Source organism: Arthrobacter sp. RT-1 (assembly GCF_003367205.1).
Classification (GTDB): Bacteria; Actinomycetota; Actinomycetes; order Actinomycetales; family Micrococcaceae; genus Arthrobacter.
Genome location: NZ_QRGQ01000037.1, coordinates 1 through 316 on the forward strand (window position 1 = coordinate 1; position 316 = coordinate 316).

1 rRNA gene is annotated in these 316 nt (G+C 56.6%); it reads right to left on the reverse strand.

Features of this window, described 5'->3' with window-relative positions:
- Positions 1-316 (reverse strand): 23S ribosomal RNA (locus DXK94_RS17865); the annotation flags it as partial.

A 316-nucleotide genomic window follows, 5' to 3' on the forward strand; every position in this document is an offset into this window, starting at 1 on the left:
TCTCAGCTTCGCCGTGAGGCTAACCGGTCCTCTTAACCTTCCAGCACCGGGCAGGAGTCAGTCCGTATACATCGTCTTGCGACTTCGCACGGACCTGTGTTTTTAGTAAACAGTCGCTTCCCCCTGGTCTCTGCGGCCCCGATCCCCTCCCGGACGCGTAGTCCGTTCAAGGTTGGGGCCCCCCTTCTCCCGAAGTTACGGGGGCATTTTGCCGAGTTCCTTAACCATAATTCTCTCGATCGCCTTAGTATTCTCTACCTGATCACCTGTGTCGGTTTGGGGTACGGGCGGCTAAAACCTCGCGTCGATGCTTTTC